The sequence below is a fragment of the Achromobacter sp. GbtcB20 genome, from assembly GCF_019091095.1.
Lineage (GTDB): Bacteria > Pseudomonadota > Gammaproteobacteria > Burkholderiales > Burkholderiaceae_B > Achromobacter > Achromobacter mucicolens.
This window is the reverse complement of sequence record NZ_JAGXJZ010000258.1, coordinates 1-416: the sequence shown is the minus strand read 5'-3', so window position 1 is coordinate 416 and position 416 is coordinate 1. Positions and strand designations below refer to the sequence as shown.

The 416-nt window shown below is 66.3% G+C and carries 1 protein-coding gene; it reads right to left on the bottom strand.

Going from position 1 to position 416, the window contains the following annotated elements:
- On the bottom strand, window positions 1-232 hold a 232-nt coding region (locus KVT32_RS28875; RefSeq protein ID WP_217619290.1), incomplete at its 3' end, for an FAD-dependent oxidoreductase.
- Window positions 233-416: the final 184 nt, after the last annotated feature.

Genomic DNA, 416 nt, shown 5'->3' with positions numbered 1-416 from the left:
CCGCCGTGATGCCGGCCACCAGCAGCGAGGCGTCGCGATGGACATAGGCGCCCTTGCCGGGGACGGCGGCCATTGCCGCCATCTGCGTCACCGTGCCTTGTAAAGGCTCGGCGCCGCCCTGTTCCAGCACCAGCACGCGCAGGCCGGCATGGGCCAGCGCGCGTGCGCTGCTGGCGCCGCCGGGACCGCTGCCGACGACGATGGCGTCATAGAAAGGTGAAAGGGGAAGCATGGACGGAAGCGCAGTCGGGGAGGCGCCGATGCTACCACGGCCCGCATGCCGCGCCGCCCGGCCGCGCGACGTCATGACAGCATGCATACACTTGTATATACATGTTTGTATGCTTTTGTTTCACAGTGACGACAGGGCAATAAACCCTGCTATGATCTGGCGCGCAGCTGTCGGCGGCGATCCC